The 26,720-nt window shown below is 44.9% G+C and carries 17 protein-coding genes; 12 read left to right on the top strand and 5 right to left on the bottom strand.

The window, feature by feature from the left end; translation table 11 throughout:
• Positions 1-194: 194 nt before the first annotated feature.
• Positions 195-1,028, top strand: a complete 834-nt coding sequence (locus QUA13_RS15470; protein WP_333199817.1) for an RNA methyltransferase — start codon at positions 195-197, stop codon at positions 1,026-1,028.
• A gap of 199 nt (positions 1,029-1,227) precedes the next feature.
• On the opposite strand, the gene argS is transcribed toward QUA13_RS15470, so the two are convergent.
• Positions 1,228-2,985, bottom strand: coding sequence for an arginine--tRNA ligase (gene argS / locus QUA13_RS15465; RefSeq protein ID WP_333199815.1), 1,758 nt, complete (start codon positions 2,983-2,985; stop codon positions 1,228-1,230).
• A gap of 351 nt (positions 2,986-3,336) precedes the next feature.
• Here argS and QUA13_RS15460 point away from each other — a divergent pair, with 351 nt between their 5' ends.
• From QUA13_RS15460 to QUA13_RS15440, 5 genes are all read left to right on the top strand, one after another.
• Complete coding sequence (locus QUA13_RS15460; RefSeq protein ID WP_333184672.1) at positions 3,337-3,732, top strand: hypothetical protein; 396 nt, start codon at positions 3,337-3,339, stop codon at positions 3,730-3,732.
• Between the two features lie 159 nt (positions 3,733-3,891).
• Positions 3,892-4,143 (top strand): hypothetical protein, encoded by a 252-nt coding sequence (locus tag QUA13_RS15455; RefSeq protein ID WP_333199813.1) that lies wholly within the window; start codon positions 3,892-3,894, stop codon positions 4,141-4,143.
• Positions 4,144-4,448: 305 nt separating this feature from the next.
• Positions 4,449-5,840 (top strand): malic enzyme-like NAD(P)-binding protein, encoded by a 1,392-nt coding sequence (locus QUA13_RS15450; protein ID WP_333199811.1) that lies wholly within the window; start codon positions 4,449-4,451, stop codon positions 5,838-5,840.
• Entirely contained in the window at positions 5,841-6,002 is a 162-nt protein-coding gene (locus QUA13_RS15445) for a hypothetical protein (RefSeq protein ID WP_333199810.1), read from the top strand.
• Positions 6,003-6,359: 357 nt separating this feature from the next.
• Positions 6,360-10,214, top strand: a complete 3,855-nt coding sequence (locus QUA13_RS15440; protein WP_333199808.1) for a PAS domain S-box protein — start codon at positions 6,360-6,362, stop codon at positions 10,212-10,214.
• Positions 10,215-10,224: 10 nt separating this feature from the next.
• Here the strand turns inward: QUA13_RS15440 and QUA13_RS15435 are convergent, their stop codons facing one another.
• The 3 genes from QUA13_RS15435 to QUA13_RS15425 form a co-directional block, all read right to left on the bottom strand.
• The gene (locus QUA13_RS15435) at positions 10,225-10,719 is read right to left on the bottom strand and encodes a GNAT family N-acetyltransferase (RefSeq protein WP_333199806.1); all 495 of its coding nucleotides are present in this window, start codon (positions 10,717-10,719) and stop codon (positions 10,225-10,227) included.
• 91 nt (positions 10,720-10,810) lie between these two features.
• Positions 10,811-11,407, bottom strand: a complete 597-nt coding sequence (locus tag QUA13_RS15430; protein ID WP_333199804.1) for a tRNA isopentenyl-2-thiomethyl-A-37 hydroxylase MiaE — start codon at positions 11,405-11,407, stop codon at positions 10,811-10,813.
• 208 nt (positions 11,408-11,615) lie between these two features.
• Complete coding sequence (locus tag QUA13_RS15425) at positions 11,616-13,805, bottom strand: tetratricopeptide repeat protein (protein ID WP_333199802.1); 2,190 nt, start codon at positions 13,803-13,805, stop codon at positions 11,616-11,618.
• 99 nt (positions 13,806-13,904) lie between these two features.
• On the opposite strand from QUA13_RS15425, the gene QUA13_RS15420 reads away from it, so the two are divergent.
• The 4 genes from QUA13_RS15420 (at position 13,905) to QUA13_RS15405 (ending at position 22,047) form a co-directional block, all read left to right on the top strand.
• Positions 13,905-14,573: a glycosyl hydrolase 108 family protein gene (locus QUA13_RS15420; protein WP_333199836.1), complete on the top strand. Its 669-nt coding sequence runs from the start codon at positions 13,905-13,907 to the stop codon at positions 14,571-14,573.
• 472 nt (positions 14,574-15,045) lie between these two features.
• A complete protein-coding gene (locus QUA13_RS15415; RefSeq protein WP_333199800.1) occupies positions 15,046-16,176 on the top strand; it encodes a serine/threonine-protein kinase in 1,131 nt (376 codons plus the stop codon).
• Positions 16,177-16,858: 682 nt separating this feature from the next.
• Positions 16,859-20,368, top strand: coding sequence for a PAS domain S-box protein (locus QUA13_RS15410; RefSeq protein WP_333199798.1), 3,510 nt, complete (start codon positions 16,859-16,861; stop codon positions 20,366-20,368).
• 407 nt (positions 20,369-20,775) lie between these two features.
• Positions 20,776-22,047 (top strand): FAD-dependent hydroxylase, encoded by a 1,272-nt coding sequence (locus QUA13_RS15405; protein WP_333199796.1) that lies wholly within the window; start codon positions 20,776-20,778, stop codon positions 22,045-22,047.
• A gap of 163 nt (positions 22,048-22,210) precedes the next feature.
• Here the strand turns inward: QUA13_RS15405 and QUA13_RS15400 are convergent, their stop codons facing one another.
• Positions 22,211-22,558: a hypothetical protein gene (locus tag QUA13_RS15400; protein ID WP_333199794.1), complete on the bottom strand. Its 348-nt coding sequence runs from the start codon at positions 22,556-22,558 to the stop codon at positions 22,211-22,213.
• Positions 22,559-22,789: 231 nt separating this feature from the next.
• Between QUA13_RS15400 and QUA13_RS15395 the strand changes: the two genes are divergently transcribed.
• Both QUA13_RS15395 and QUA13_RS15390 read left to right on the top strand, forming a co-directional pair.
• Positions 22,790-23,875, top strand: a complete 1,086-nt coding sequence (locus QUA13_RS15395; protein ID WP_333199792.1) for an ATP-binding protein — start codon at positions 22,790-22,792, stop codon at positions 23,873-23,875.
• Positions 23,872-26,706 (top strand): ATP-binding protein, encoded by a 2,835-nt coding sequence (locus tag QUA13_RS15390; RefSeq protein ID WP_333199790.1) that lies wholly within the window; start codon positions 23,872-23,874, stop codon positions 26,704-26,706. The genes QUA13_RS15395 and QUA13_RS15390 overlap by 4 nt, the downstream gene beginning before the upstream one ends.
• Positions 26,707-26,720 lie beyond the last annotated feature (14 nt).

Genomic DNA, 26,720 nt, shown 5'->3' with positions numbered 1-26,720 from the left:
GGCACGAAGCAAGAACAGGGCCGACTTTACCGCTTTTTGAACTGTGGGATGGAATTTATTTCGATGAATCTGTTGCGCTGCAGTCACAGCGTGTTATAAATAATTAAAGTTGAGTTCTACAGAGATATTTCTGTAACAATTTATGTTATTTCAAATCTCGCTTGTAGGGAGCCTCATGGCTCCGCAGAAGGAGGATGGCTGGTACTAAAAGTTCCAGCCTCGATCGACCAGAGGTTGAGGCTACTCTGGTGAGAATCGAAAGACTTCAGTTCGATCGCGCCTACCGCGATACCCACAGCCTGTTTTACATTGAAGGCGTTCGCAATTTCGTGCAGGTAATCGATCGCCGTTTCCAGATTTCAGCAATCATGTTCAGCGAAAAATTGCTCATCGCGCCACTTGCCCGAAAAATGGTTCGCAGCGCCCGCCGTTCCGGAATTCCCACTATTTCTGTCACACCTGAACAATTCCGGCGCGTTTGCAAAACCGAACGCGCTTCTGGTGTGGGCGCGATCGTCCGCCAGCGATGGTTTAAATTGGACGATATATCCCCCCAAGCTGACTTGTGCTGGGTAGTGTTGGAAAACGTGCGATCGCCAGGGAATTTGGGGACTTTGATCCGCACGTCGGAAGCTGTCGGCGGCGCTGGGTTCATTTTCGTCGGAGGGCGTGCAGATCCGTTTGATGCAGACGCCGTGCGGGCCTCGATGGGCGGGCTGTTCGCCCAAAAGTTCGTCCGCACGGACTTCCGGGCGCTGAGTCGCTGGATGTGTCACCACGGCTGTCACGGCGTCGGCGCGTCGCCTGACGGCGCTGCTGATTTTCACTCTTTCAATTATCCTCGATCGACCGTGCTGTTCCTCGGCGAAGAGCGTCAAGGCCTGACTAAGCAACAGCGGGATTTCTGCCAGCATTTAGTGCGGATTCCGATGCTAGGTGCGGCAGATTCTTTGAATCTCGGGGTAGCGGGAAGTTTGCTGATGTACGAGGTATATCGATCGCAAACTTCGCAATTTTGTAATGGGTAATTGGTAATTTTAGATTTTAGATTTTAGATTTTAGATTTTATTAGTATCTTGAATCTAAAATGGGCAATCTAAAATTAGATTGAGCTGTAGGGTGCGTCAGGTGAGTTTCTCTAACAATTATTTAGGGTTTCGAGCTCTGACGCATCTTACTAATTGTGACAATTGCGTAAATCCTACAGTCCTTACTACAAACCTGATATCACATCCTTTCTAATACTTGAATCCCTAACAATCCTAACCCCAACTTCACAGTCCTCGCTGTCAAGTCGCACAAAATTAACCGTGAAGTTCGCAACGGTTCCTCAGCTTTCAACACCGGACACTGCTCGTAAAATTGATTTAATTTCTGACTCAATTCAAACAAATACTGACAAATCCGATTCGGCAACAAATCGCCGCCAGCAGCATTGATCACTTCACTCAACTGCAATAAATGCTTGGCTAAAACTAACTCCGCATCCGACTCCAAAATTACTTTCGCATCAGCATCTAAATTATCGAAATTAATCTCACCGTTGCGGCGAATTCCCTGCACGCGCGCGTAGACATATAACATATAAGGAGCGGTATTTCCTTGCAATGCTAGCATTTTGTCGTAACTAAATACATAGTTGCTGGCGCGGTTTTGACTTAAATCGGCATACTTAACTGCACTCAAACCAACTACGCGAGCTACGTTAGCTATAAACTCTTCAGTTTCCTGTCTTTCTTCTGTGACTAATCTCTCTTCTAAATCTTTGCGGGCGCGGACGATCGCCTCATCTAACAAATCCTGCAACCGCACTGTTTCCCCAGAACGAGTTTTGAGTTTTTTGCCGTCTTCTCCCAATACCAAACCGAAGGGAATGTGGACAATCTCGACATCTTCAGGAATCCAACCAGCTTTTTTCGCAACTGCAAATACTTGGGCAAAATGGTTGGCTTGTCCTGAATCTGTGACGTAAATTAAGCGCTTTGCATTGTCTTTTTGGATGCGGTAGCGCACGGCTGCTAAATCTGTTGTGGCGTAATTGTAGCCGCCGTCGGTTTTTTGGACTATTAGCGGCAGCGGTTCGCCTTCTTTGTTGGTGAAACCGTCTACAAAAACGCATTTCGCCCCGTCACTTTCTACTAGCAAACCTAAGTTGGTTAAATCTTCGACTACTGCGGGCAATAATGGATTGTAAAACGATTCGCCGCGTTCGGTTAATTTGATATCGAGCAAGTCGTAGATTACTTGGAATTCGCGGCGAGATTGATCGCACAGCAATTTCCAAGCGCGGCGGGTGTCTTCGGCGCCTGCTTGCAGTTTTACTACTTCTTGGCGGGCGGTTTCTTTGAAGGTTTCGTCTGTGTCAAAACGCTGTTTTGCTTGGCGGTAAAATGCGACTAAATCTCCTAAGTCTAGGGCGTCAGCGGTTGTGAGGGCTTCGGGGTGAACTTCGCGCAAATATGCGATCAGCATTCCGAATTGCGTGCCCCAGTCGCCGATGTGGTTGATTCGGAGTACGTCGTGGCCTTGAAATTCGAGGGTGCGGGCGATCGCATCTCCGATGATTGTCGATCGCAAGTGTCCGACGTGCATTTCTTTGGCTATATTCGGACTCGAAAAATCGATCGCAATTGTCTGAGGCGTTTTCGCCGGTTCAATCCCCAAACGCGAGTCGCCGGCGATCGCACTAATTTGCGCTTCCAAATAAGCCGGTTTCAGCTTCAAATTGATAAAACCTGGCCCGGCAATTTCTGGGGTTTCGCAGATGTCAGCAATATCTAGGTTCTCGATAATTGTCGAGGCGATCGCCCGTGGGGGCTTTCCTAACTTTTTCCCCAAACTCATCGCCGCGTTGCACTGAAAGTCTCCAAAGTTGGGATTGCTGGCGGCGGCTAGCATCGGATCTGCACCTGCATAACTTTCGCCGAATGCAGCGGTGAATGCTTTTTCAAATCTTGCTTTTAACTGTTGGGCGATCGAGTTCATGTTTAATATTTTGATTGGATGTTTATTTTAAACTCTAAATTAAGCACTTTTTGCCAATAATACTCTTACTACTTACGTAATTTCCCTCTCTCCCTCTCCTCCTCTCCCCCTCTCCCCCTCTCCCCAGTTACTAGGAAATTTTGTAGTTAGCTGTGAGCTGCTGATGCGATCAAAATCACTGGCAGTGGTAACACAGAGTACATTTTATCACAGTTGCGATCGCTACACAAATTAAAAAATGTCACATCAAGTCCATGATCTCGATCGCTAAATCATTTTGTTAAATCCCTTACATTAAGGTATGTTAAAATTTTTTCAAGGCTCCCAAAAATCCTACGAAAGGAAGTAGTTATGTTATCTCAACCTATTTTTGGCGATCGTTCTCTGACTCAAGCCTTTTATCAAGCAGTAATCGATCGCTTCTACGACGGTTTCAGTCTCTCCACCCAAGCACTATTACGAGAGTGTACTCTCGGCTTCGCTCCCTGTCCCGATGGAGTCAAAACCTTTTTCATCATCGCGCCGAGTCTGGATGCAGCAGAGCAACTAATTGAAAAAATGGACAGTATTTTGGAGCGAGTTGCCGAACTCATGGCAGGAGTCGGACAAGTTGCTCTGTGCATAGTTCCCCCCGGTAGCGAAGCAGAGCAACCAGTAGATCTGCAAGACTTAGAAAAAGTTCCCCCAGATTGTCTGGCTTGCAAATTCTTTACAATTATATGGGCCGATGCTGCGGCCGATCGATAAAATTGACAGTTAGCAACCAGCAACTGTACACGGTTCGGCTGAACCTGTGCCTGTGCCGGCGCGGGGTAGATTGTCTGTTAGTTACAGTCCCTGGAATTATCGGGCAAAGAGTGCAGGTAATTAGATCGTTTGCCAGGTTGCACTCGCAATCCTTGGCAAGTGTTAAACAAGCAGGCAAAATATATATATCAAATGCCCGCTTGTCAGTCGCTCAGATTTTTACCTGCAGGCTCAAACAGCCGTGCATCTACTTTTTACCTTCCCAATAAAGGCCATCAAAAAGCCGCATCAACTCTTCTGGGTGTCTCGCTTCAAAAGACAGCAGCAGAAATTAGGCGGTATCGCTGGAAAATAGAGTTTTGCGCAATATCTGCTCGTGTTCAGAATAAGCAGAAATATTCTCAAAAATAGATAAGACTTGCGCGCGTTTACCTCAGAAATCAGGTTTCTAGCCCCGCGCTTCCTATTCGCGGTTCGCGGCGAAGTTGACAGAAAATAGGCTGTTTGTGGGCGAGTCACAAGCTATACACAAAGCAAAGCTCAACTCAAAAAAAGATGAGTTTTCCAGCGACACCCTTGGCAGTGCAGAGCGATCGTATCACAGGCTCATAGAATTTGTTAAAAATTTAAGTTGAAAATTTGAATTATTAAATTTTATGCCTAACATTGGCGATAAAATCTAAGATTGAAATTCTCAAATCTGAAATCAAGGCATCATGGTAAAACTGACACCAAATCCCAGCTTTAGTTTAACAATTCGGGTTGCTCTGCCGAACCAGCCGGGAATGCTGGCAAAAGTTACCAGCGCGATCGCATCTGTCGGCGGCAACTTCGGCCAAATTGACTTGATCGAGCAAACCCGCGCCACTACAGTTCGCGATATCACCGTCGATGCTTACAGCATCGAGCACAACGAAGAAATACTCCAAGCAGTGAAAGCGCTGCCTGATATTAAAGTGATCGATGTGTACGATCGCACTTTCAACTTGCACCGCGGCGGAAAAATCAGCGTAGTTAGCAAAATTTCCCTCAAACGCCAGTCTGATTTGGCAATGGCATACACCCCTGGAGTCGGCCGCATCTGCACTGCGATCGCCAATGACCCCGAACAAGTTTACAACCTCACAATCAAACAAAATACTGTTGCCATTGTTACCGACGGTAGCGCAGTTTTGGGACTGGGAAACCTCGGCCCTGCCGCCGCACTGCCAGTTATGGAAGGCAAAGCCATGCTATTTAAAGAATTTGCAGGTATTGACGCCTTTCCTATCTGTTTGAATACCCAAGATACCGAGGAAATTATTCGCACAGTGCAGAATATCGCCCCGGTTTTTGGTGGCGTTAACCTCGAAGATATTTCTTCTCCCCGCTGCTTTGAAATCGAAGCAAGATTGCGGGAAACCTTAGATATTCCGATTTTTCACGACGACCAGCACGGCACTGCGATTGTCAGTTTGGCAGCATTAATTAATGCCTTGAAAATCGTCAAAAAAACCATAGCAGAAGTGTGTATCGTGATTAACGGAGCCGGTGCGGCAGGAGTCGCGATCGCCCGGTTGCTGCGTAAAGCAGGTGCGGAAAACATCATCATGTGCGACTCCAAAGGCGTCCTCTCCCAAGACCGCACGGATATGAACCCAGAAAAACTAGAATTTGCTGTGGCTTCGAGCGGTACTTTGGAAGATGCGATCGCCGGTGCCGATGTATTTTTAGGGGTCAGCGCCCCAGGCGTGCTCACCCGTGCGATGGTGCGTTTGATGGCCGAAAATCCCATTGTTTTTGCAATGGCAAATCCCATTCCCGAAATTCAGCCAGAATTAATTGTGGATGATGGGGTAATCATTGCCACCGGACGCAGTGACTACCCGAATCAAATTAACAATGTTTTGGCATTTCCGGGAATATTTCGAGGTGCTTTGGACTGCAAAGCTGCCACGATTACACCCAGTATGTATTTGGAAGCAGCTTACGCGATCGCCTCTTTAGTCAGCCCTTCCCAGCTTGACAAAGAGCACATTATACCGTCGGTTTTTGACGAAAGAGTTGCCATTGCTGTCGCCGGTGCAGTACAGTTGGCGGCCAGATCCGAAGGTATTGCCCGCGATTAATTGAAGGAAGAAGGAAGAAGGAAGAGGGAAGAAGGAAGAAGGAAGAGGGAAGAAGGAAGAGGGAAGAAGGAAGAAGGAAGAAGGAAGAGGGAAGAAGGAAGAAGGAAGAGGGAAGAAGGAAGAAGGAAAAAGGTGCGAGGGAAGATACTATGTATAAATTAATGGTCTTTGTACCAGTTTTGTACTTCTTCTTTTGTAATTTTTCTGGTTTCTTCTCATTCCCTCTTTCCTCCTCCCCGTTGATTATTACTCATTTTTGTTTCCCCATCCTGTCTTTTTCCTCAACATCCATCCGTTAAATTCAGTACAGGGATCGTTGCCGAACTACCCTCGAACCTCGAACCTCGAACCTCTTCCTTCTTCCCTCGAACCTCAGCATCCATCCGTTACATCCGTTACATCCGTTATACAATCCGTTGCCGAACTTCCTTCTTCTCTCTTGCTTAATCAAGGATAAAAGTCACAGCAATACACAATATAAAAAGATATAATTAAATAACTCAAGCCCAGCTATGTCAGATGCAAAGCCAGTTAAGAAAAGCCAAGCGCGATCGCTCCCGCCGCCAATTGTTAGAACTCAGCCCGATCGGGTTGGCATTGTGCCGGACGGACGGGACTTTTCTCGACGTAAATCCAGCTTTTGCAAGTATTATCGGCCACACAGTTGCAGAAACTCTCCACCTCAACTACTGGGAAATTCAGCAAACACAGTGCGCGCGCCCAGAAAAATCTCTAGAATGTCAAGCAAAAAATAGCCACACGCACCTGTGCGAAGCAGCATACAAACATAAAAACAACCATCTCGTACCCGTGCGAGTTTGCGAGCGGGTAATTGAAACAGGGGGAGAGTGCGCGATTTGGTTGACTGCTGAAGAAATTTTTAATCCTCAGCATGAAAATAGCGATCCGCTGGAATCAGCGCCCCCGCACAGCAATTCACATCTAGAAAAATTGCTCGCAAAGCAGACTGCCGAACTGGCAAAAACTCAGAAACTACTCGAAGAAAAAATCGCCGAACTGGAACAGACCAAAGAAAAATTGCGTCTCCAAAGTCAAATTATCGATCAAATTCAGGAGTCGGTGATTTCTACAGATATAGAAGGCTCGATCGGCATTTGGAATCAAGCCTCCCAAAAGTTATACGGCTATCAAAAAACTGAGGCTATCGGACAGCACATTTCTCTAATTTACTCGCCAGAACAGCACGAATTTTTGTTAGATCAAGTCATCAAACCGCTACAAAAAAAAGGCGAGCCAGAAATAGAAGTTATAACACGCCGTAAATCGGGAGAAAATTTTTACTCGCACCTGATGCTTTCGCTATTGAAAGACAGCACGGGAGAAGTTGTCGGGATGATTTGCTATTTAACAGATCTCAGCGCTCGCAAAGCTTTAGAACAAGAATTAGCACAGAGACAAGCACTATTTGATGCCTTTTTTAAGGAGGCGCCGGCGGGGCTTTGCATTTTGGACTCCCAACTGCGGTACGTGCAAGTTAATCAATTTATAGCAGAAATAAATTCCCTGAGTCCAGCAGAGCACATCGGCAAAACTGTACGCGAAATATTGCCGAATATCGCTCCAATTGTAGAGCCTTTATACGAACAAATTTTGAGAACGAAACAACCCCTAATTAACATCGAGATGAGTTGTGAAAATCCAAGACAACCGGGGTTAGTCCGACACCTGACAGGCTCTTATTTTCCCCTGCTCGACAAAGATGGCGAAGCGATCGGCATCGGTGCAGTCGTAGTTGACATTAGCGATCGCAAACTTGCAGAAGCTGCACTCCAAAAAAGCGAACAGCTTTACCGCACGATGGCAAGCAACTTTCCTAACGGTGCGGTGATGTTGTTCGATCCAGAACTGCGCTACACGCTAGTAGAAGGTACAGAATTAGCAGCAGTGGGGCTTTCTAAAGAGTTGATGGAAGGCAAGACAATCTGGGATGTATTCGATCCAGATGTTTGCGCTTATCTCGAACCAACTTATCGGGCAGCACTGGCAGGAAAAACAGTTGTTACACAAATTATTTACAGCGATCGCGTTTACCTCGGTTATGCTTTGCCACTCAGAAACGAACGGCAAGAAATCATCGGCGGATTGCTAATGACTCAAAACATTACGGCTCGCCAATTAGCCGAAGAAGCCCTCAAGGAAAGCGAGGAAAAATACAGGTGCATTGTCGAGACAGCCGACGAAGGAATTTGGATCGTAGATGCGGAGGGAAAAACTACTTTTGTCAACCAAAAAATGGCCGATATGCTCGGCTGCACCCCAGAGGAAATGAGCGGAGAGTCGCTATTTGCTTTCATGGATGCAGAAGGCATGGCGATCGCACAAATCAGTCTCGACCGCCGCCGTCAAGGAATTAACGAACAGCACGATTTTAAGTTCCGTCGCCGAGACGGCAGCGACTTGTGGGCGATAGTTTCTACTAAATCTTTGGCAGACAAACAGGGATGCTATGTGGGTGCTTTGGCAATGGTTGCCGACATTACCGATCGCAAGCAAACAGAAGCCGCATTGCAGCAGTCGGAAGCCAAATTTCGATCGCTATACGAATTAACCAGTTTGCCTGTTTTTATGTTATGTGACAATGCCATCACCGATGCCAACACAGCCACCCTAAAACTATTTGGCTGCACTACCCCGCAACAGTTGTACGGCAAAAACCCCGGCCAACTGTCGCCTCCTTTCCAACCTAACGGCAGAGATTCTTTGAGCTTGGTTAACGAAGTGATAGATCTCGCCTTTGAGCGGGGAAACCACCGTTTTGATTGGGTTCACCAGCGCTTAGACGGTACTGATTTTCCCGCAGAAGTCGTGCTGACAATCATCGAGGTGGGAAATGAAAAAATTATCCAAGCAGTTATCCAAGATTTAACGGATCGCAAACTTGCAGAAGAAACTTTAGTGCGATCGGAACAAGCGCTCATACAGCAAGCTCAGCGAGAACTGCTGCTCAATCAAATTGCCAATCAAATCCGCACTTCTTTGGATTTAGACACGATTTTAGAAACCGCCGTTCAAGAAATTCGCAATCTGATGCACCTAGATTGGTGCATCTTCACTTGGTATCGCCCCAACACCAATCCTCCGGTTTGGGACGTAACTTACGAAGCGAAGAATGCAGATTTGCCGAGTATGCTTGGCACTTATCCTGTAGACGACAAATCTAGTGTCGTAGTGGGACAGATTTTGCGGCGAGAAATTCTGCGAATTGATGATGTCAGCACTTTTGAAGATGTAGAATTGCGCGAACTTTTCCAGGCTTCAAATTTTAACTCAGTGCTGTCGCTGCCAATTCATACAGCTTCCGGCGATATTGGGGTGATTACCTGCTATCAGGCTATGTCCGTGCGAAATTGGAGCGAATCGGAAGTCGAACTGATGCAAGCGGTGGTCGCTCAAATTGCGATCGCGATCGACCACGCCGAACTGTACACCCAAACCCGCACAGCGGCCCGATTAGCTCAAGCTCAAACTCAACAGCTAGAACAAACTTTGCACGAACTCCAACGCACCCAAACTCAATTAATTCAAAGTGAAAAAATGTCGAGTTTGGGACAGTTAGTAGCAGGCGTCGCCCACGAAATTAATAACCCTGTTAATTTTATTTACGGCAATCTCAGCTACACCAGCGAATACACTCAAAAGTTGCTAAAAATTCTGCAACTTTACCATAAGGAATACCCGCAGCCAACCGCAAGAATTTTAGAGGCAAGAGAAGACTTTGAAATTGATTATCTTGTTGAAGATTTACCCAAAATTTTAGCATCTATGAAAGTCGGAGCAGATCGCATCCGCGACATAGTTTTGAGCCTGCGGACTTTCTCAAGACTTGACGAAGCTGAAATGAAACAAGTTGACATTCACCAAGGCCTTGAAAGTACGCTGCTGATTTTGCAAAACCGCCTGAAAAATAAACCCGATCGCCCGACAATTAATGTGATTAAAGAATACGGTAATTTGCCTTTAGTTGAATGTTATCCCGGCCAGTTAAATCAAGTATTTATGAATTTGTTGAGCAATGCGCTAGACGCATTGGAAATGGAGATGAATAGATCCGATCGCACCGCCAAAAATCTCGCAATTACGGTTCGCACCCAAGTAACCGACAATAACTGCGTTGCGATACGGATAGCTGACAGCGGCTCCGGGATGAGCGAAGATGTGAAAAAGCGCTTGTTTGACCCATTTTTTACTACTAAACCCATTGGCAAAGGAACTGGCTTAGGATTGGCTATTTCGCACTCTATTGTAGTAGAAAAACACGGCGGCAAGCTTTCTTGCAATTCTGTATTGGGAGAAGGTTCGGAATTTGCGATCGAGATTCCTCTGCGGCAGAAAAAAATTAAAGTTAGCGTGTAATTTTTAGTAATTATAGCTTTTTTATACCTAGAGATTTTACGTAAACCCGATCGCACCTTTGCGTCTCCACACCAGTTGTCGGTTGATATCCGCTATTTTCGTACAGTTTAACAGCTTCTTTGAGAATGCTAGCAGTTTCTATCCAGATTTCATCAAATCCGCAATCGATAATTTTACTTTCCAATTCTTTCAGTAAAAATTTCCCCAAACCCTGTCCCCTTGCTGCTGGCAAAATATACATTTTGCGAATTTCCACAGCATTATTCCCGCGCTCAATCGGATAGTAAGCCGCCGTACCCACTATTCGATCCTGCCGTTCAACTACCCAAAATTCGCCACCTTTATTCTGATAGTGCAGTTCTACATCATAGACATCTCGATCTGCCCCGTGAGGTTCGCATTTTAAACCGTACTCTGCTAAAACATCCCGAATTAAATAGAAAGCCTCAGCGCGATCGCGCGTTTCCCAGGAACGAATTAAAAAATCCAGATGTTGGGTTTTCATTGGTGGTTGAAATGTATATTTATTTTTTGACTTTAGCAACTGTAAAATTACTGATTTTTTGTGTTTTACAGTTTTTAAATGCAGCTAACTTTTAACTGTGAATTCTCGGTTCAGGATGAAGAATTGCCAGTAACTCGCTCTCTACTAATGATAATTCCTCCAGCCTGTCAACTACAAGAGCGCGATCGAAATAAGTTGTTGCTAAAATCCAATATACCCCGTAATGGCGCGCTTCCGAAGCCATCAAACTGCGGTAAAACTTAGCTAATTCCGCGTCTGGACAGCGATCGCCCAGCAGCCCCAACCGTTCGTGACTGCGCGCTTCTATCAAACCAGAAACCAACAAAGAATCCAAAAGTCTCTCCGGTTCCTGCTTGCGAATTTGACCGGACAAACCAGCACCGTAGGGAGGTGCAGCCAAAGGGCCCAAAGCGATACTGCGCTGTTCTAAGCGCTGGTTGACTTGCTCGAAATGCTCTAATTCTTCGCGGGCGATCGCCGTTAGCATCCTTACCAATTTTTCTCGGGCTGGGTAGCGAAACATTAAATTTAACGCTACTCCCGCTGCTTTCCGTTCGCAATGAGAATGGTCTAATAAGATTGTATCCAAATTGGCGATCGCCTGTTCTATCCAAGCTTCCGAAGTCGGCTGTTTTAAAAACTTAATAGTTGGTAGTGTTGAAGTCATACCATTTTAAATTTGAGATTTGAGATGAGGAATGATGTCGTTGACCTTGGCATCGGAACGATAGGCAACCGAGGACACGGCAATGCCGTTTCCCTACCCAAAATAATCCATCTTCCTTGATGAAAAATGTAACCATCCCCAGATTAATTGTAGGGAAACGGCATTGCCGTGTCCGGCGCGGGAACTAGGACGCGGAAATGCCGTTTCCCTACTTTTCAAAATTGATTTTACACAAATTTTCAAACACCGCATACATATCTCCAGCAAACTTTTTCGGATTCCACAGCGGCGACAAATTGGCTCCATCTTTAGATTTCACCAACTGTGCTTTAATTGCGTTTCTCAATTCAGGATCTTTACCAAATTTTACACCCAAATCCACATACTCCGACCAAGACCAAGCCACACCAGCTTCAATTCCCAAAGCCTGCAAAAACGAATAACCCATTCTCGACAAAAACTGTTCTCCTGTGCGAGTCACCACCGGCAAATTAAACCACAAAGCCTCTAAAGTGTGAGTTCCTCCGTTGTAAGGATAAGAATCTAACAAAACATCGGCCAGCAAATAGATAATTCTGTGTTCTTCCTCAGTAGCAAACCTCGGCAAAAACTTAATTCGGTGCCGGCCGACTCCTTCAGCTTCGCAAGCTTGGTGGTACGCACCCTCAAACACGGCAGCATCGCCTAAAGCTTTGTGAATTAAGATACTGTTCGGCACTTCTTTGAGAATCGCAATTTGTGCTTTCACCAACTCGCGATTAAATTTTCTGCCGGGAGCGACGCACAGGTAAACTATCTGATCCAAACCGATCCGATTCGACTTTCTCAATGCAACCGGATCGACTCCATATCTCTGAAAACCTGACACAGCTACAAAGGAATCCGGCATCCTAATTAGCTGCTCGTCATAATATTTTTCTCGCTCGGCTGGGTGCGAGTGCCAGTCTGTAAGAAAGTAATTTTCCGGCGATATGTAAGGAGCATCAAATCCGAGCCAAGAAACACAAACTGGTGCGGGTTTTTGGTATAAAATGTCAGCGTGAACTGGTACGCTGAGAGAATCTAAATCGACTAAAACGTCCAATTCATCTTGCTGAATTTGGTCGATAATTTCTGCGGAATTGGCAAGTCCGTTAGGGTACGTTTTCGGAAAAGTCAGTTTGCCAAAACTTTCAAATTGCTGAGTGCGATCGTCAGGAACAATTCTTTCGGAAGCGTACAAATACAAATTGGGTGTGATGTCCGACAATTCGCGAATGATGTCAGCGCTGCACCAACCTACAGAATGGCGGCTGAAGTGATTGGACAAAAAGCCGATTTTTAACTTGCTGGATGGGGCATTTGGTTTGAAACTGTAATTTGCGGGTTGAGAAAAATTAGGTTTGATACATTTGTCGATATACTTTTGGGCAATTAATCTGTAAAGTTTTGAGTTGGCAGCCAAGTCATCTCGCAAATAAGGCGTGCTGAATAATAAGTTTGCATAAAGCGATTTAATTTCTATCGAACTAGCGGTTTCTAAGTTTTGCTGCAAGTACGACTCTAGCTCTAAAAATCGATCGCCCGCAATTTGATTCAATCCCGACACTTGATAGGTGCTGACGAAGTAAATCGCGGTCATAATTGGATCGGTTTCGGCACACATTTGGCTGTATTTGTGAACGGCTTGCCGCGCGGCCGCTAAATCGCTAGTATCTCTGAGGATGCCGCATAAATGTTGGTGAGCCGAAATAAAATCGGGTTTAATTTCTAGGGCTTTTTGAAGGTTGGGTATTGCGTCTTTAAATTTGCCTTGGTGGCGCAAAACTATGCCAATTTGACAGTATGCTTCGGCTAAATCGGGTTTGAATGCGATCGCCTGCTGCCATGCAGCCACCGCCTCATCTAACTTCCCTTGCCGCGCTAATTTCTCTCCTAAATTTAAGTGAAAATCTACCTCAGCCAGATGGGGATTGAGTTCGAGAGCTTTTTGCTCGTATGCTACCGCTGCATCCGGCTGCCCCTGCTGCTTCAGTGCCCCTGCCAAATTCCAGTAAGCAGCAGCCAAATTCGGTTTAAGTTCGATCGCCTTTTCGTAATTGACAATCGCCTCCACCAAATGCCCTTGTTTGTAGAGCATACTGCCCAAATTAGCATAGGCCTCAGCAAAGTCGGGATTCAGGGCGATCGCCTCAGAATAAAACCGCATCGCTTCCTCAATGTAGCCGCTTGCTTGCTGCACATTCCCCATTGTCACGTAAGCCGCCGCCCAATCCGGTTGCAATTCCAGAGCTCGGCGACAAGCAGCGACGGCTGCTGCTAAATTGCCTTGAGAGTAATACATTTCTGCAACTACTGTCAGCGATGCAGCATCTTCAAATTGGGGTGTTTCGGATTGGTTGCGAAAATCGGAATTCATTTGGCGGCCTATCTGTGCTATCAAGTTAAAGGTTGAATCTATATTATTTTGCAGAGTAGCAGTTTTAGCGGAACTACGGGCGATCGTCACAGAGAATTTATGAGCGACAAGCAAGCGACACAGCGCCAACATAACATCAAGTGGAAACCAAACCTCCTGCTGGGGATACTCTTGTTAACCTTAGCAATTCCCTTACCCTTTGCCCAAAAGACTTTCGCACAGCAGCAGCAGACAGCCAGCTTTAGGCAGAAATTATTTCAAACGGCTCTTTATTTCACCCTCTATTTTGAGGGCGGATTCAGCAATCACCCAGCCGATAAGGGCGGCAGAACTTATCGGGGTGTCTTGCAAACGGAATACAACGCTTACCGCTACAGTCGAGGGCTTCCGCCTCTCGACGTGACGCAGATGTCGGAAGCAGAGCTCCTAGAAATTTATAAAAATTACTGGGATTCGAGCCTCTCTGGCACGATGCAGCCGGCTTTGGCGATCGTCATGTTTGACACCGCCGTTAATTTCGGTATTAATAACTCAATTACCTTTCTCCAGCAAGCCTTAGGATTGCCGCAAACCGGAATTTTCGATCCGCGCACCAAGGAAGCATTGAAAGCCGCTAACAACAAAAATACGGCGCTGCAAATGATTAACGAGCGGATTATTTACCGCTACAAAAGGGTGCAAGAAGATCCGACTCAGATGGCTTTTTTCCGGGGTTGGCTGAGCCGAGATTACAGTTTGTGGGGCTACGTGAACAAGCTTAAAAATTAACTGTTAACTGTTAACTGTTAGCTGTTAACAGTTAATAAGCTGGTGCGAATCTAAATTTTAGAATCTTGTTTCTTGAAACTATTGTGGGGTGGGCAGGAGAGCCCGCCCGAAATTTTAAATCTCAATGCAAAACAGCTTATCCGGCTGCTCAAATAACCCTTATAGGTTTGTAGTGAGGACTCGATTCCTCATAAAACTCATCAGACGATGCACGTCCTCACTACTCCGAGCGATATCTTTTTAAATCCCTCAGATCCTCTCCGAGCAAAATCAGTGAATTTAAATTAACTCATCAACGATTTGTCAAGTAAATTAATATCATAAAAATCACAATTTTGATTCATAAAAATCATATTTATCAAGATATATTTCAGATATTAAAAAACTTAGTAATTTCCAAGTAAACGGTCTATAACATAAATATAAAAAGCCAGTGTGTAGCTGCTGCACAAGTAACTTAAGCCATGAAACTATGACGGTAGAAGAAGCAATAATTTTTTTAGACAATCTGGTATACGAACAAACGGAAAAACACCTGAGTCGGTTGCAACAGTCGATAATTCGAGGCGTTGTAGGGGGTTTGACGTACCAAGAAATTCAGCAAAACGATCCGATCGCCCGCGGGTACACAGTGGGCTACCTGGGGCGGTATGTCGGCTACAACTTGTGGAAAGATCTCACCAAGGTACTGAAGCAAGCAGGAATTATTGGACAAGAAGAAAAAGTAGTCGGAGCAAATCTTTGGGACTGCATCATGAGATCTGTACAAAAAGGCACACAACCCGGTAAACCTACCGATCCGATGTTGGGCAAACTCATGCGGATGCGTTACCGAATCACCGAACATTTGGTGAGTACCGAGTACAGCGATACGTATCTTGCTGAAGATGAAAACTTGCCCGATCGCCCTTTCTGCCTTGTCAAGCGCCTGAAAAGTCAGTCGGAAAAAACCAGCCAGTTATTCGATCGAGAAACGCGGGTTTTATATCGATTGGGCCAACACGATCGGATACCAGAATTGTTAGCTCGCTTTGAAGAAGATGGATATTTTTATTTAGTCTATCAATTCATCGAAGGGCAACCCTTGTATCAAGAACTAACCGAAGGTCAACCTTGGGAAGAACATCAGGTTATCGCTTTGTTGAAAGATATCTTGGAAGTGCTTGTTTTCGTTCACAAACAAGATGTAATTCACCGCGATGTACACCCTCAAAACTTAATCAGGCGGACATCAGATGGCAAGATTGTATTAATTGACTTTGGGGCGGTTAAAGAAATCAACACTTCACAAAACAGCATCGGTCAAACGAAATCGCGCGGCGGTACTCAGCAAGACTACATCCCCCCCGAACAAGCCATTGGCTCACCGAAATTTTGCAGCGACATCTATGCTGTCGGGATTATCGGGATTCAAGCCTTGACAGGAATGCGCCCGAAACAACTCAGAGTTGATAATTTAGGGAATCTCATCTGGGAGAAAAATACAACTGTCACTCCGGAGTTTGCTCGCGTTTTAGACCAGATGGTGCTGTACGCTTTCCCCCAGCGTTACCCCTCAGCAACCGAAGCTTTGCAAGCACTTCAAAAGTTGGGAGTTAGTTGACTGTTGTCAGTTGACTGTTGACTGTTGTCAGTTGACTGTTGTCAGTTGACTGTTGACTGTTGTCATCCGTCATTAGTTGACGAACAAAACCCAAAACCATTGTACGCGCTCATCTGTAGGGACACGGCAATGCCGTGTCCTTACCGGATTTTGGGACTTTTAATAATTGGTCTAAGATTGAGGATTGTAGCAAAATTTTTTAAGATAAAAAACATAAGCGATTTCGTGGATATTGTCAAGTTTTTTAAAGGACAGTTTAGCGTAACTTTTTTGCCGATCGCATTTCCCACAGCCGCATCAGCCGATTTACAATGCGAGTGATATTGTTGCCGATCGATTCATCCGCTACCATTATCCCTCCATGTACTGAGTAAAAACACTCGGTCTTGCCGATGAATCGGGCGCCAATTTCAGAGATATAAGGGACAAGGAACAAGGAACAAGGAATTTTTTTTAATTTACAACCAATAAAAATTATTGAATTCTGCCGGATGCCTTCTACATAAGAGCCTCCAACCTTCATTTGACTATATATCTAAAGTTAGATAAAATAATTCATATTTTATGCTTAGCAGTTTGAAAAATATCTTAAGCAGCTTTGTATAGCGGGCAACAATATCACTACAGTGTTTATTGTTACCTTGGATACGTAGAAAACCCAATAATTTGAGGGATCTAGAAATTGGAACTTTTTGAAGGAGCACAACAAGTGCAAACGCCATTAACCCCAATGGCCGCAGTCCAGTCTTTTTCCAAAAAAGCTAGTATTGCAGTCATCGCGATCGGCTGTACAGTCATTTTGGGTTGGATATTCGATCTGCCACTCTTAAAGAGCATTCTGCCCGGACTCGTGACCATGAAAGCCAATACTGCGGTCTGCTTTATTTTGAGTGGGTTTTCTCTGTTCATCCAACAGCGACGGCGCGCCGAATCAACAGCAATAAAGCATCAAATAATCACTAAATTTTTAATTTATAGCTGCTCATTTTTTCTTATATTAATTACCTTCTTAACCTTAGTTGAATATAGCTTTAATTTAGACTTAGGCATCGACCAACTGCTATTTAAAGAAAGTTACACCTTGACAAGCCCCGGAACACCAGGACGGATGGCACCAAATACTGCTACTGCTTTTTTATTACTGGGAACAGCCCTGCTGCTGCTGTCAGAACGCCGCCCTAAATATCTAGGGGTTCAAATATTAAGCTGTTCAGCATTTTTTATTGCATTTCTGGGTTTAATAGGCTACATCTACGGCAAAGCTTTATTTTACAGAATTGGCGATAATACAGGAATGGCTTTGCACACGTCCGCAGCATTTATGTTGCTGAGCTTTGGCATTTTATTTACTAATCCAGAGCGAGGATTGATAGCAGTAATTGCGAGCGATCGCGCTGGCGGCATCATGGCGAGGCGCTTGTTGCCGCAGGCAATTATTATCCCGCCTTTAGTGGGTTATTTTATCATCTCGGGAGAGCGCTTACAAGCCTACAGGTCTGATGTAGGAATATCGCTGTTAAGCGTATTGAACGTGATTATTTTTACAGTTCTAATTTGGCAGAATGCAAAAACTCTCTGCACCGCTGACCGGAAGCGCTATCGAGCGGAACTGGAACTGAGGAAAGCTAAATCAGACTTAGAAAATAAAGTTGAGAAACGGACTCTCCAACTGCAAATCGCCAACGAGCAATTGCAGCAGCAAATTATCGAATCTCAAACAACAAAGCAGGCACTCCAAAATAACTACAACCTATTGCTGACAGTCATCAACAGTACACCAACAGCCCTATTTGTCAAAGATATTCAGGGCCGTTACATGATGCTAAACGCTGCCGGAGCCAGTATAATTGGCAAGTCTGTAGACGAAATTATCGGCAAAGATGACAGCGAGTTATTTCCGCCGGAAATTGCGGGCAATATTAGGAAAACAGATCGCCCCATTATGGCAGCGGGAAAAACGCAAGCGATCGAAGAAGAGCTGCCAGTTAAAGGCAATTTGAGGACATTTCTTTCTACAAAAAGCGCTTACCGGGATGGACTAGGAAATATCAGCGGTATAGTTAGCATCGCGCGCGATATTACTGAGAGCAAACAAGCCGAAATCGCCAACAGCAGTCTGGCAGCAATTCTGGAAGCAACACCGGATTTTGTAGGTATCTGGGACCTCGAAGGACGCGCCGTTTACATCAACAAAGCAGGCAGAAAAATGGTGGGTATAAACGAAAACGAAGATATATCCAAGCGACAAGTTGCAGAATTCACGGCAGCCTCAGCCCGCAGCACTTTGAAACAAGCGATCGCCACCGCTGTTTCCGAGGGCTTTTGGAGCGGAGAAACAGCCTTCGTGTCAGGATCGGGACTCGAAATTCCCGTCAGCCAAGTTATCATCTCCCACTCCGCACCAGGCGGCCAACTCGCATACATTTCGACGATCGCCCGCGACATCAGCGATCGCTTCCAAGCTGAACAAGCGCTGCAACTGTCTCAAGCTCGTTTCGCCGGCATTTTAGAAATTGCCGACGACGCGATTATTTCCGTAGATGCTGACCAAAAAATTATCCTGTTCAACCAAGGTGCAGAACGGATTTTTGGGTGGACGGCTGCTGAGGCGATCGGGCAATCCCTGAGCCTGCTGTTGCCCGAAGCTTTTGCCGCCCCTCACAGCCAACTCGTCAGCAATTTCGGCGGAGGCGTTAAACAAGCCCGAAAAATGGGCAGCCGCAAAGAAATTTTCGCCCGCCGCCGAGACGGTACTGAATTTCCCGCCGAAGCTTCTATTTCCAAACTCGAAGTGGCAGGGGAAATCATATTCACAGCAATTTTGCGCGACGTGACAGCCAGCCGGCAAGCCGAAGAATTTGTGCGTCTGAGCGAGGAAAGATACCGATCGCTGGCAATGGCCACCGCGCAACTGGTATGGACGACAAACGGCCAGGGAAAGCCGATCTCACCGATCGACTGGATGGCATATACAGGTCAAAGTTGGGAGGAAGCTACAGACAATTGGGTTTCGGCAATTCACCCAGACGATCGCCCGATCACGGCCCAAGCTTGGAAGCGCGCAGCAGAAACCAAAAGTCTCTACGAAGTCGAGCACCGCTTGCGGGCTGCAGACGGCAGCTACAGACACTTCTGGGTGCGCGGAGTTCCAGTTTTAGCAGAAGACGGCAGCATTCGCGAATGGGTGGGAACTCACACCGACATTAGCGATCGAGTCCAAGTTTTGGAAGCACTCAAGCAGTCCGAGGGACTGTATCGATCGCAAGCAGCCGAGCTCGAAAAAGCTGTCCGCGAGTTGCACCAAGCTCAAACTCAACTAATCCAAACCGAAAAAATCTCTTCTCTCGGGCAGCTAGTCGCCGGCGTCGCCCACGAAATTAACAATCCGATTAACTTCATCTACGGCAACATCACCCACGCCAGCGAATACGCCACAGACTTGCTCGGTTTGCTCCACCTTTACCAGGAAAATTACCCCAATCCCGTCCCGGAAATTGTAGAAGCAGCCGAAGATATTGAAATCGATTTTTTAATGGAAGACTTTACAAAGATTTTGGAATCAATGAAAGTAGGAGCCGATCGCATCCGCGACTTAGTTGTATCCTTACGCAACTTTTCCAGACTCGACGAATCGCAGATGAAGCTCGTTGACATTCACGAAGGAATCGAAAGCACTTTGCTAATTTTGCAGCACCGGATCAAAGCTAATATAGTTCGTCCGGCTATTGAAATTATCAAAAAATACGGCAATTTCCCAAAAGTCGAGTGCTATGTAGGTCAGCTCAATCAAGTATTTATGAATCTTTTAGGAAATGCGATCGACGCCCTCGAAGAGTACAACAATCATGCTTCAAACGAAATCGAAATCTCTTTTCGCCCCAAGACAATTCGGATTAGCACGAGTGCGAATTCAGACACAGTAACAATTCGGATTGCCGACAACGGAATGGGAATCAATCAAGAAGTTATTCACAAGTTATTCGACCCATTTTTTACTACTAAACCCGTCGGCAAAGGCACAGGCTTGGGACTGTCAATCAGCTATCAGATTATAGTTGAAAAACACCGAGGCAATTTGCAGTGTATTTCCGCGCTCGGGGAAGGTGCAGAGTTTGTCATAGAAATTCCCATTTCCCAAAAAGTATCAGCGCTGGCTGCGGAAAACACAAAGGAAATGGTCAATCGATTTTAGATTTTAGATTTTAGATTTTAGATTGAAGCATTGACCCCACGGATAAATTCGGGGGATTGTTTATAGGATACACGTTTTTTATTTCTCCACGGATGAAGCCGGAGGCTTCCAGTCATTAGTCAGTAGTCAGTAGTCATGAGTCAGCAGTCATTAGTTTCAGGGTTCACCCATCGGGGGGGCTAGAAACCCGGTTTCTAGGAGTTTTGCGTTTAGTGACGAGAAATATAGGGAGAAACCGGGTTTCTGAGGTAGCGAGTGCATCCAGGGCTTGCATTTGGAGATCGTAGTCTGAAAACCTGGATTTTCACGAATCCTGTTACTCTCCGCTTCTCGATCGCCCTAAATCGAAATAATTCTTTACAATAAAAAAGTAACATTCCAATTAACTTTGACAAATTCCCTTGAAAATGCCTGTAAACGAACTTTCTCCCACAACAGCCTCCACCGAAACACAGACACTCGACTTTGACATAGCCATCGTCGGAGGCGGCATAGTTGGGGCAACCTTAGGCAGCGCCTTAAAAGATTCCGGCTTAAAAATCGCCATAATCGAAACCCAACTCCCCGCAGTCGCAGCAGCCAAAAAACAAGCTTATGCAATTACCTTACTATCAGGAATGATTTTAGAAGGTATCGGCGTGTGGCAGCAAATCTTGCCGCAAATTACCACCTTCGAGCAAATTAGCCTCTGCGACGGCGACTATCCCGGCGTCGTCGAATTCCACCGCCCAGATTTGGGAAATACTGGCAAATTGCCCGTACCAAAAACAGCTTTAGGTTATGTCGGCGAGCACCGAGTCATGCTGTCAGCTTTGCACGAATGTTTGGCAAAAAACCCGAATTTTAGTTGGGTTTGCCCGGCGGAAGTAGTCGAGGTAAAATATTTAACCGATTGCGCCGAAATAGAAGTCAAACAAAACGGCGAAACTCGAACAATTCGCACCAAATTATTAGTCGCCGCTGACGGTTCGCGATCGCGCATCCGCACCGAAGCCAACATCAGCACTCGCGGCTGGAAATACTGGCAATCCTGCGTTGCTATCACTATTAAAGCAGAAAAACCGCACAATGATATCGCTTTTGAGCGCTTTTGGCCGAGCGGCCCGATGGGAGTTTTACCATTACCTGGCAACCGCTGTCAAGTAGTTTGGACAGCACCCCACGCGGAAGCTAAAGCTTTGCAACAAATGGATGAAAAAGAGTTTTTGACTTTGTTGGAACAGCGCACGGGCGGGCTTTTGGGGCGTTTGGAATTGGAGAGCGATCGCTTTTTGTTTCCGGTGCAGTTAATGCAGAGCGATCGCTACGTTTTGCCCAGATTAGCACTAATTGGCGACGCCGCCCACTGCTGCCATCCCGTCGGCGGCCAGGGATTAAATATGGGCATTCGAGACGCTGGGGCGATCGCCCAAATCTTGCAGCAAGCGCACCAAAAAGGCGAAGACATCGGCGATTTGCGAGTATTGAAACGGTATCACAACTGGCGCAAAAAAGAGAATTTAATCGTGTTAGGATTTACCGATTTTCTAGACAGATTATTTTCTAATACTTGGCTGCCAATTGTAGCATTTCGCCGCTTCGGATTGTGGTGTTTGCGGACTATTCCCCCAGTGAGGTTTTTAGCCTTGCGGCTTATGACAGGCTTGATGGGGCGGCCGCCAGAATTAGCCAAAAATTAGAAGAAACCGGATTTTCATCTGCGTCCATCCGCGTACATCCGCCGACATCTGCGGTTCAAAATCAATAGCCGTTGTTTTTTCGCATAAATCTTTATAGCGATCGCCCCTAAGTTTCAAGCTTGCTTCTTTCCTTGAGCAGTAATTGAGACTAATATTCAACTATTTAAGCTGAAATATGGGGTTTCCATTGGTTGCGGATAGCTTGTACTAACAGCCCTTCGCCGTTCCGCACTATTCCCCGGCAGCGATTTTCCTCAACTACAGCCATCGCATCTCGAACTACTTCAACATTGTTACTTAGAATCAAAGTCTTTAGCCAAGGATTAAGATGAAATCCAGCCATTTCCACTTCCTCCAAAATTGTATTAGACATAACTGTAAAAGTCGATGATCGAGTTTTCGGAGAATTGGGGACAGTTTCAGCTAATGCCAGCAGGCGATCTAGATGTGCTATGCCATAAGCATCAGCAAATTCTTTAGCTGTCTGGATGTACTCAATTAGTTGTGTCATGTTTATCTCCTGACTTTTTCCAAGTTTGCGGTGGAAGGCTTACCACTAAATAACAGCTTATAAGCTACTTTCACAAAAAAATCGGAAAACTTTTTCCGAGCTCACAAAAATAACCGGAAAAATTTTTCCGGTTGTTCAAAAAAGCGGAAAAAATTTCTAGGTTCGCGCTAGTTATGTTAAACTCAACAATAGAAATACCAAATTATTAAATAAGTTGGAGTGGCTGGGACTGTGAACCTATGGCAAAGCTTTTTATTGGAGAGATTTGAAGTTTATGACTTGAGTCGCAAAGAGAGAGCTATTTTTCTGGCTAAATTTCCTGATGAAAATACGTTCAAGAGTAACAAAGAGGTTGCAGAGGTAGCGAGCGCAGAAAAAAATTCTGACATTCCGATCAACCCTGAAACTGTTGAAAGGCAAATGCGGAATATCTACAACAAGCATTACTATCCAAAAGACAACTTGGAAGGTTTTTTGGGCAATAAATACATGAGGAGTGAAGAGAAAGATGCTACATTTCTAGCTTGGCTGAAATTGAAGTATTTAGACTGGCTGTCAAGTCGAAGGAGTACATTCAGTACAGGCGATCGCACCCCTGCTATTTCCTCTAACCCTTTTATTCCTCAGACTGGTAAAGTTGACGACCCGCAACTGTTTTTCGGCAGAAAAGGGGAAATTAGGGATGTTTTCGAGGTTCTTAACAACAAAGTCAGTGTAGCTTTAATAGGAGAAGAAGGCATCGGGAAGTCTTCTCTGCTATGGGCTATTTGTCAACAGGCTGAAAATTTCCTATTATCGCCACGGCAGCCAATTTACTTAGACCTCAATGGAATTCGAGATGAAGATGAATTCTATACAGCTTTGTGCGAAGAAGTTGACATCTTTGAAAGCTCTCCAACTATGCTGAATCGTGCTTTGAAAAACCATAGAGTGCTGCTGGCTATAGATAATTTCGGAAAGATGGCTAGGGAAGGTTTTAGCCTTGAATTGAGAGAACACTTGCGATTTTTAGCTGAGGGGTCAAACGCGTCTGTTAAAATGATAGTAGCTGCTAGCGAGCCCCTCAAGCGACTCTTTAATGACTGTCAGGATGACATAACAAATTCTCCGCCTGAGAATATTTTTCAAGACCTTTATATTAAACCTTGGAATGAAGCAACTGCCCGTGCTTTTATTCAAGCTCGTCTTGCGATGACTTCGGTGTGTTTTACTGAAGAGGAAACAAGTCAGCTAGTAAAAGAAAGTGGCGGTCATCCACGACGACTGATGAAGTTGTGCTATCAAAATTATGCGCGATATGTGGAGGATGTAAAATGAGCGATCGCAACACCGACGTTCCCCGTTTAAACTTAGCTCCTAAATTAAAGCGACCTCTTTCATTATCAAAGCCCATCGATTACTTGCGGTTATTATACTGGGTGTTTTTCTTTCCCCAAGCCTTGCGCTGGTATGTCTACAATAGAGTATCTATTTCAGAGCGCTACAAAAATTCTAAAAAAGATTCAGGGTTATTGCTTAATCCCATAATAGCTAGGTTACTTATACAAGTAATGGTAGTCATATTCATTACACTATTGACTTGGATAGTAATTCTTAACTCGATTAATTGTGTAGTAGATGCGGAATATATATCATCCAGCATTTTTTTTACTATTATTTTGTGTGCCATGACCTTGGGATTGGTATTCTTTGAAAATGATATATTTTCATCCAAATTTCAGTCGCAAACAGCCAAGTATCTAACTATAATCATTTTTTTAAGCTTAAATTTTAATCTGGCAATTTTCACAGTTAGTGCTCTAACAGAAGGATATACTAACCTGAGAGTTATCTTAATGTTAGGGCTATTAGCAGGTATGTGGTTGGGTGTAGGAGGTATTGCGACACTAGCCATTTTAGAGGTGGACGACTCAGCTATTATATTAGTTATTAGTGGAGTGTTATTAATGTCATTAATGCTTTGCTTAAGTCTACCAATTGAGTTCAAAGTCACCGATTTTCTTGTATTTCTAAAAAGCGTGTTAGTTCGCGGAGTTTTTTTTGTGAGTTGTGTAATTGGTTCATTTATAGGATTGCTGCGCCCAGATAACTGGTTTGTTACATTACCTATAAGCCAAACATTATTTAAAAGAGGACTGACGCACAGAGTTAAAGAAAACCGCAGCCCAAGGGTTTTGAGTAATGAGTTTGGTTCCCGATATTCTGATTTTCTAATTTCTTCATCTCCCCATCTTCCCCTATCTGAAGAGTTGCCCTCTGATTATGTCTTTGAAATGCGTAAATTCTCTAGAAACAATCTAGACTTGGTGTTTCCTCGTGTAACTGTCCTGCCTAATCTCTATCTCACCGAGCAATTAAAAGAATGGCTGCGACAAGATTGGGAGACAGGAATACATAATGCTTATGAAATTTATACTTATACTCTCCAGTTCATTCCTGTAATTCAAGCTTTAAACCAAGTTCTTGCTGAAGAACCAGAACAACTTGTCTATCGTATAGCACATTTAACAGCTCCCCCTTACAAATGGGAATTGGTACGTTTGATTTCAGGTTCTATGTATACAAATTTTATTGAATTTGAGCCTCATGCTCGCGCTGTTGCTCGTGGTTTCTTGTGTTTGCATGAGCAGTCGCTATACTATGCAAGGAAAGCATTTTATGAGGTGCGGTCTCTACCCTATGGAGACGAAATGTGGAGGATAAGTCTAATTATGTATGAGTATCAGAAGGCTATAAAATTGAATGATCTTGCTACGCTATCGCTATATACTTTCCCTAAAAAACCTTGGCTGCGTTTGGATACTTGGAGAGCGCTAGCTAGCTTGTATAAGATTATAACGGATATTGAAATTATTCAGAATAGTTCGTCTCGTTCTGCCAGAGCCTTCGCTCTTAGCCATGCTTTAGGAGAACTAAAAAAGTTGCGGGATCAACCTGATGCTGTACCTCAACCAGAGCGAGAAATAGTTAGAAAAATTGCCTGGAATTGGTCGCAAGCGATATTAGATGTAGCTAGTGAGGTTGGGAACGTTTCTATTACTGAACGAGTGCGTAATCCCTACGTGGTTGGCGACCCTGTTGAGGGCAACCTGTTTGTTGGACGAGAGGATGTACTCAAACAGCTCAAAGAACTGTGGATATCGAGTAAGCAACTTCAGTCTGTGGTTATCTACGGTCATCGACGCATGGGCAAAACTTCTATTCTGCTTAATGCGGCCCAGTCCCTAGGGTCACAGGTAAAAGTAGCCTATGTCAATCTATTCCGATTGGGAAACATTCGTCAAGGAGTTGCAGAGGTGCTGATGGCAATTAGCGATGAAATTTCTGATGCTGTCAACATTCCACCTCCTGCCAATGCGGATTTTCTGAATCTTCCCTACCGTACTTTTGAGCGCTATTTGAAACAAGTAGAGGCCAATCTGAGTGAAACGGGTTTGATTATTGCTTTAGATGAGTTTGAGAAGATTGAAAAACTGATTGAGAAGGGAAAGATTGACAGTGACTTTATGGAGGTTCTGCGGGGGATGGTACAAATGAGTCCTAAAATAGCTTTTGCCTTGGCTGGTTTGCATACTTTAGACGAGATGACTGGGGATTACTCTCACCCTTTCTTTGCTAGTTTTATTAATATCAAGGTTAGCTTCATGGAAAGTGCAGCTACCCGCCAGATTCTTGCTAATCCTCATGAAGATTTCCCTCTTGACTACGCGCCAGAAGCGTTATCTGCAATCTATGCTTGGACTACTGGACAGCCTTATTTAGTTCAGCTAGTGGGATTTCAGCTAGTTCGCCGCTACAATGAGCAAGTTTTTGACATGGGAAATTCTCGCGATCCGGTCTTTACAGTAGAAGATGTGAGGGCAGTCATTAATGACCCTGAATTCTTTCAGCGGGGAAGTTACTACTTCGATGGCGTTTGGGGTCAGGCGGCGCGGGGTGCTCCCGGACAGCAAGAGGTATTAAGAGCGATCGCACCTCACCGAGAAGGACTCGATATCAACACGCTAGCTGAAATTACTGGCATAAACGAGACAAATTTACAGCCAGCACTTAACTCTTTGATACGTCACGATGTAGTTTGGGAAATTCATGGCAAGTGGTGCATTATTGTCGAACTATTTCGCGTTTGGGTGGATAAATGTATATAGTGTGCTTGCGTAAG

The sequence above is a fragment of the Microcoleus sp. S28C3 genome (assembly GCF_036700785.1).
GTDB lineage: Bacteria > Cyanobacteriota > Cyanobacteriia > Cyanobacteriales > Microcoleaceae > Microcoleus > Microcoleus asticus.
The sequence above is the reverse complement of the archived record's forward strand: the minus strand, read 5'-3'. Positions and strand labels throughout refer to the sequence as shown.